Genomic DNA, 6,700 nt, shown 5'->3' on the forward strand with positions numbered 1-6,700 from the left:
TGAAGGACCAAACTCTTGCGGTAAGGCGAGGGAAAAGTCCTTCATAAGCAGAATGAAGGACCAAACTCTTGCGGTAAGACGGGGGAATCGTCCTTCATAAGCAGAATGAAGGACAAATCTCTTGACCATGGAATCGTCCTTCCTAAAGAACAAATGTCTTGTATCATGCCCTAGAATATGTTCTTTTTTGCTATGGTAAAGACCTCCTAAATTGCATAACCTTAATAGCCTACTTCGACTGATGCGACAACGATGTACATCAGATCATTTTTATCTCCTTTTTCCTCAATGACAACCCCACTTGTTGTCAACATTCCGCCATCCATTACTTCCACTGATACTTTTCCAAATGGTAACGTCTTTTTTACAGCTTCAATATCTAGTTTCTCCTTATCGCAAGGAACGGCCAGTTTTACATTGACGATCATATTGTCTAAGCTATTTCCGGGCAGGACTGAGCGGATACCAGGCATTGAATTAAAGTGAATGGCATTTTTAACAGCGCGAATCGCTGCTTTTGTAATATCCTGACCGTGTACATCAATACCCATTCCTGTTTCAATAAACATTAGTTTTTCCATTACAATACACCTCTTATTTTGTTTATGATGATATTTTATCAAAAATATGATTATAGTTTCTATTTTGTTTATGACCGCTTTGTGACTGGAGCCCGGTTTTTGCCGCTCCTGCGGTAGTTATCAGCCGTTTTTTACGCTCGAATTCAGTTTCATACACCAAAAGTCCATCCAAAGAAATAATCGACACCGTCCTGCAATCAGGCGATCAAGCCATCTTCAAGTTGACAGAACAGGAAATCAGGGACATGTTAAATATATAAGTTAGTGAGCATCCCGGGAAAAGCAAATCCCACGGGTTGCTTTTTATAAATAAAAGGAAAATATTTCTATTAAATTGAAATTTTTAAGAGTATTATATAAATATTTCAAAAATTAAAGTATAATAAGTATTTAGGTACCCGCTTGAATGGCTATATATTACGATTACCGTTGCACTGTTGTGGAGGCTAACTGTCACATGGATGATTTTTTTGAGGAAGCGTATGTTGAAATTTATCAATCCATTATAAAACATAATCCCGATGCTGTGATTGTTTTTACAAGAGAAGGGAAGGTAAAAGAAGTAAACCTGATTGTAACGAACCTTTTAGGCTATGATGCACAAGAAATTCAAGGCTTACATTACCAACAATTGATCGTTTCGTATGAAATAGAAAAGGTGGACCAATACTTTGAGGAAGTTTTGCATGGAAAATCTTATAGCGGTGAATTAAATGCCGTCCACAAAAGTGGGAAAATTCTGCCTTTGCAAGTAAAAGGTATCCCTTTGACGGTGAATAAAGAGATTGTAAGTGTTTTTTGTGTAGCTAAAGACTTCACTTTGCAAAAGCAATTGGAAACCTCTTTAAAACAATATCGTTTATTAGCGGAAAACTCTCTTGATCTCATCCAATTTGTGAATCTGGATGGGATTGTGACCTATGCATCTCCATCCCATAAATGGTTGCTCGGTTATGGCTCTGAAGAATATGTTGGGAAATGGGTGTTTCACCGGCCAGAAAAGGAAGTAGATGAAAAGTTTAAAGAAATGTTTTTTAATATGGTCTTATCGCAAAAGCCTTGCACATGTGAAATTGTTCGGGAACATAAAGAAGGCGGCCTTGTTTGGATCGAATTAATCGGTACACCGATGTTTGATCAAGAAGGCAAAATTGAGTATATGTTGCTTGTCGGCAGAAACATCACGGAACGAAAGAAATATGAACGGGAGTTAGAGCATTTAGGTTTACATGATGCCTTGACAGAGCTGCCAAATCGGAGACTTTTTAATGAAAGAATGGACCATGCTTTAAAAGAAGCAAAAAGATATGGAAGAAAATTTGCTGTCATGTGCTTAGATATGGACAATTTCAAACGAGTCAATGATACGTTCGGCCATGCTGCCGGAGATGAATTATTAAGGCAATTTTCCATAAGGGTAAAGCAATGTCTTCGGGAAAGCGATACCATTGCCCGACAAGGCGGTGATGAATTCGTAATCCTTCTGCCTGAAATTCAAAATGAAGAAGATGCATTAAAAATTGCGGGCAGAATTCTCGATTCACTTCAAGAACCATGGCATATCGGCAAAAATATTTTTTTCAGAACGACGTCGAGTATTGGACTTGCCTTTTACCCTATGGACGGAGATACGCGGCATTCCTTGCTGAAACATGCGGATGAAGCACTTTATAAGTCAAAAGAGAGCGGTAAAAACAATATTAAAGTTTATAGTGAGCTTAGAGCATGATTTATACGATTGTTTTATTTATTCTTGCAGGAATGGCCGAAATTGGTGGAGGATACTTGATCTGGCTAGTATTGCGTGAAGGAAGACCATTCTGGTATGGAATCATCGGCGGCATTGTTTTAGTTTTATATGGTATTATTCCCACTTTACAAAAGTTCCCTTCATTTGGAAGAGTATATGCGGCCTATGGTGGGGTTTTTATCATCCTGTCCGTCTTGTGGGGATGGTGGGTCGATAAGAAAACACCTGATTTATACAATTGGCTAGGGGCAGTCATTTGTTTAATCGGAGTTTTTGTTATGCTATGGGGTCCGAGGCATTGAAATATAGGGACGGTTCTATAAAGAGCCGTCCCTGTTTTTTTAAAGTAAAGAAATTATAAATTTAGACTTTGTACAGCGCAAGCGGCCCAGCCCCTCGGGGTCAAAAACCATACTTTTAGTGCAGAAGAACATCTACCCGTCGGGACTGACCGAGGAGCTTGCGTTTTTTTTGTAATTTTTTGTTCATCATCCGTTCACATAGGGTTTTTAAACTAAGAATGTGAAATAAAGCATTGGAGGAATGGATGATGAACATGGCCTGGAAAGAAATGAAGAGAAATAAAGGGAGGTTTTTGATTTTAGGATCGATTGTTTTTCTTGTTAGTTTCTTAACGTTTATGATATCGGGATTGGCAAATGGATTATCAGAAGATAATGCTGGGCTTATTAAAGATTTACCGGAAGGGCACTTTTATATGACGAAAGAAGCGAACAAAACATATAATCTTTCAAGAATCGACAATAACACTCAAAATGACATTTTTGCCAAAAATAGTAATACTTTCGCGCTGTCCATTCAAATGGGCTTTTTAAATAATCATGACGGCAAACAGCAGAGCGTTGCCTTTGTGACATCGACTCAATCAAAATGGTTCCAACATGTGAAGAAAGGTGAAGTCATCTTCGATCGTTCCGTGGAGGACAATGGGATCAAGATTGGAGATACGTTAACGAATAAACAATCAGGTGGAAAGTTAGTTGTAAAAGGTTTTGTCCATCACAGTAAATATAGTCATGTACCAGTTGCTTATATTAATATGGACGACTATAAGGAAATGTTTAGGACTTCTGATATGCAATTGATGTATATACCAGGGGAGGACAAAGCACCAACCTTCACCGGCTTGCAAGCTTTTTCGAAGGATCAGTTTCTGAATACGATCGCCAGTTACAAAGCAGAACAAATGTCTCTTAATATGATTATTTGGTTTTTAATTGTCATCAGCGGCATGTTGTTTGCTATCTTTTTCTATATGATGAATGTTCAAAAAATGGGTTTATACGGCATTTTGAAAGCGATTGGGGTGAAAACAAGTTCATTGTTTCGTATGATGTGGACACAAATGGCTGTTATTACGGTCATTGCCCTTATCCTTTCCATTGCCCTTAGTGAAGTTTTTAATCACATGGCGCCAAAAGGTGTGCCTTTTCAGTTCACATTTGAAATAACCTTTCAATTATCGGTAGTCTTTCTGATCATTGGATTTATTGGTTCCACACTTTCCGGTTTGCAAATCAAAAAGGTCCAGCCATTACAAGCGATTCAACAAGGAGAGATGTAATATGAGCATATTTACAATTGATGAAGTGAGAAAAACGTTTACAAATGGTGAAGTAAAGGAGGAGATCCTTAAAGGAGTAAACCTTTCGCTTCAAGAAGGGGAGGTAACTGCCTTAACAGGTGCGTCCGGTTCCGGTAAAAGCACTCTCCTTACGATCGCGGCGGGTCTTCAATCTGCTTCTGATGGGCAAGTTATTTTTGAAGGGGAAAATTTGACGGCCATGAAACCGGAACATGTTCGCAAAATCCGGGCCGGTAAATTTGGTTTTGTCTTTCAATTTGCACATCTTGTGACATTTCTTACCGTAGAGGAGCAGCTGTTGCTCATGCTGGATGTATCGGGTTCAAAACTGAATAAACAAGAACGGAAAAGAGAAATTGATAAAATGCTAAAATTGGTTGAAATGGATCATCGGAAAACCGCTTATCCAACTTCATTATCCGGCGGGGAAAAGCAGCGAGTGGCCATTGCCCGCGCCATCATCCACCAGCCCAAAATTCTGTTTGCCGATGAACCAACCGCCAGTTTGGACTCCAAAAGGTCGAAAGATGTCATGGCGTTAATTCGCGATCTAACAAGAAAGCTAAACATCGCGGCGTTAGTCGTCACACATGATGAAGAAATGCTTTCATTTGCCGATAAAATCATTAAAATGAGTGATGGACAAATCGTACAAAAAATATAGGAGCAAAACGATGACCAATATTTTAATTGTAGATGACGATATCAATATATTAAAGCTTCTAGATATTCACTTATCTGAACAAGGGTATACCGTGTTTTCGGCAAAAGATGGGATGGAAGCATTGGAAATTCTAAAGAAGGAAGCTTGTGATTTAGCCGTCGTAGATGTCATGATGCCGTTTATGGATGGCTTTAGGCTGACGGAAGAGATTCGGACCCAGTACGATATTCCGGTCATCCTTTTAACGGCAAAAAGCGAGATTGAGGATAAGGAGCAGGGATTTCAAGCGGGAACGGATGATTATCTCGTCAAGCCGTTTGAACCAAAGGAATTATTGTTCCGTATAAAAGCATTACTAAGGCGGTACGAAAGGGAGTACGATGATTCTATTTTGCGCATTGGACGTACAACGATTAACAAGAAAAGTTATGAAGTCCAGATCGACCATCGCACTATGCTATTGCCATTGAAAGAATTTGAGCTTCTATCCTACCTCGTATCTCATCCGAAACAAGTATTTTCTAGAGAACATCTAATTGAACAAATCTGGGGTCTGGAATTTGAAGGAGATGCAAGAACGGTAGATGTCCATATTAAAAGATTGAGGGAACGTTTTGCAAAATTAACGGATGATTTCCAAATCAAAACCGTCCGCGGAGTTGGATATTTGCTGGAGGTCAAGCGGTAATGAAAAACCTTTATGTGAAATTTATTGTCATCACGATTGGGATGATACTGCTCAGTTTTATCATGGCTTTTATCATTTCCAATGCGTATTACCAGCAAAAACTGAAGCCTTATAATGACGATAAAAATACCAAAGTAGCCCTTGATATTGCTGCATTTGCCGAAGAGCATCCTGAGATCGGAGTTCAAGAGTATTTAAAAAGTATTTCTAGAGTTGGATATCGAATATGTCTGATCGACAACGGCGGACACCGCACTTACTTTGGGGAACCTTTCCGGGACAAAAGCCTTTCTCATTCCGTTCAACAGCAAGTACTAGAAGGTCATATTTTTCACGGGATGCTTCATTTTCCGAAACAGACGTTTGTAACAGGCTTTTTTGCTGATGAATTAAGAAATACGATCGGGGTTCCATTGAAAGCTAACGGAAGTACCTATGCATTGTTTATCCGTCCTGATATCGAATTCCTGTTCAATGAGATGCATATTCTATTTGCCTGGATTTTGGCCATCGCGATTTTTTTGACGATCGTCATGGTTTTGATTTATACCAGATATTTAGTCAAACCGATTTCCAACATGACGAAAGCGACGAAATCACTGGCAGGGGGCGATTTTCAGGTGAAACTGGATAGTACCCGCCATGACGAGTTAGGGGAACTTTCCCGCAATTTTATGCGGATGGCGGAAAAATTAGCGCAAATGGAGGACATGAGAAAGGAATTTATCTCGAATATTTCACATGATATCCAGTCGCCTCTGTCGAATATAAAAGGCTATACAAATCTGTTGGACACCGAATCCATTAGCAAAGAGGAACGAAATCAATACATCTCGATCATAAATAATGAAATTACACGGCTTTCTACTTTAACCAAACAATTGCTGCTTCTTGCTTCATTAGACAGAAATAAGGAGATTATGAAGGAGAAACCATTTCATCTTGGCAAGCAACTAAAGGAATTGGTGCGAAATCATCAATGGGCCATTAGTGAGAAAGAAATAATGCTCAGCTATTCCTTGCCGGATTTGGAGATTGTCGCTGATCCATCACTATTGAATACCGTTTGGGATAATCTTTTATCAAATGCCATTAAATATAACAAGCCAAATGGCAGCATTGAGATTTCAATAGAGGAGAAAGAAGAGACGGTCATCGTTAGACTCGCAGATACAGGAATAGGAATGACAGAAGCAGAATTAGATCGAATATTTGACCGCTTTTACCGCGCAGACCAAGCGCGAACCCGGACAGTCGAGGGCACTGGTCTCGGGTTATCCATCGTCAAAACGATTATCGATCTGCATGGCGGCACGATTCAGGTAATAAGTAAAGAGAATGAGGGAACAACTTTTGTTGTGGAATTGCCGAGGTGAAGCAGGGGAGGGGCTGTCCAATAAATCCCTAAAAA

At 39.4% G+C, this 6,700-nt stretch carries 7 protein-coding genes; 6 read left to right on the forward strand and 1 reads right to left on the reverse strand.

Features of this window, described 5'->3' with window-relative positions; genetic code table 11:
- Positions 1 to 221: 221 nt before the first annotated feature.
- Positions 222 to 581, reverse strand: coding sequence for a Lin0512 family protein (locus tag BFU02S_RS14015; protein ID WP_066371856.1), 360 nt, complete (start codon positions 579 to 581; stop codon positions 222 to 224).
- A gap of 457 nt (positions 582 to 1,038) precedes the next feature.
- On the opposite strand from BFU02S_RS14015, the gene BFU02S_RS14020 reads away from it, so the two are divergent.
- From BFU02S_RS14020 to BFU02S_RS14045, 6 genes are all read left to right on the forward strand, one after another.
- Positions 1,039 to 2,310 (forward strand): sensor domain-containing diguanylate cyclase, encoded by a 1,272-nt coding sequence (locus tag BFU02S_RS14020; protein ID WP_066371859.1) that lies wholly within the window; start codon positions 1,039 to 1,041, stop codon positions 2,308 to 2,310.
- A complete protein-coding gene (locus tag BFU02S_RS14025) occupies positions 2,307 to 2,633 on the forward strand; it encodes a YnfA family protein (protein WP_066371862.1) in 327 nt (108 codons plus the stop codon). The genes BFU02S_RS14020 and BFU02S_RS14025 overlap by 4 nt, the downstream gene beginning before the upstream one ends.
- Positions 2,634 to 2,881: 248 nt before the next feature.
- Positions 2,882 to 3,916 carry an ABC transporter permease gene (locus tag BFU02S_RS14030; protein WP_066371864.1) on the forward strand — a complete coding sequence of 345 codons (1,035 nt, stop codon included), beginning with the start codon at positions 2,882 to 2,884 and terminating at the stop codon, positions 3,914 to 3,916.
- 1 nt (position 3,917) lies between these two features.
- A complete protein-coding gene (locus BFU02S_RS14035; protein WP_066371866.1) occupies positions 3,918 to 4,601 on the forward strand; it encodes an ABC transporter ATP-binding protein in 684 nt (227 codons plus the stop codon).
- Between the two features lie 10 nt (positions 4,602 to 4,611).
- A complete protein-coding gene (locus BFU02S_RS14040) occupies positions 4,612 to 5,289 on the forward strand; it encodes a response regulator transcription factor (RefSeq protein ID WP_066371868.1) in 678 nt (225 codons plus the stop codon).
- A complete protein-coding gene (locus BFU02S_RS14045) occupies positions 5,289 to 6,665 on the forward strand; it encodes a sensor histidine kinase (RefSeq protein ID WP_066371870.1) in 1,377 nt (458 codons plus the stop codon). Before BFU02S_RS14040 ends, BFU02S_RS14045 begins: the two co-directional genes overlap by 1 nt.
- The last annotated feature ends 35 nt before the right edge of the window (positions 6,666 to 6,700 follow it).

Source organism: Neobacillus fumarioli NBRC 102428 (genome assembly GCF_001591485.1).
GTDB classification, from domain to species: Bacteria; Bacillota; Bacilli; order Bacillales; family Cytobacillaceae; genus Neobacillus; species Neobacillus fumarioli.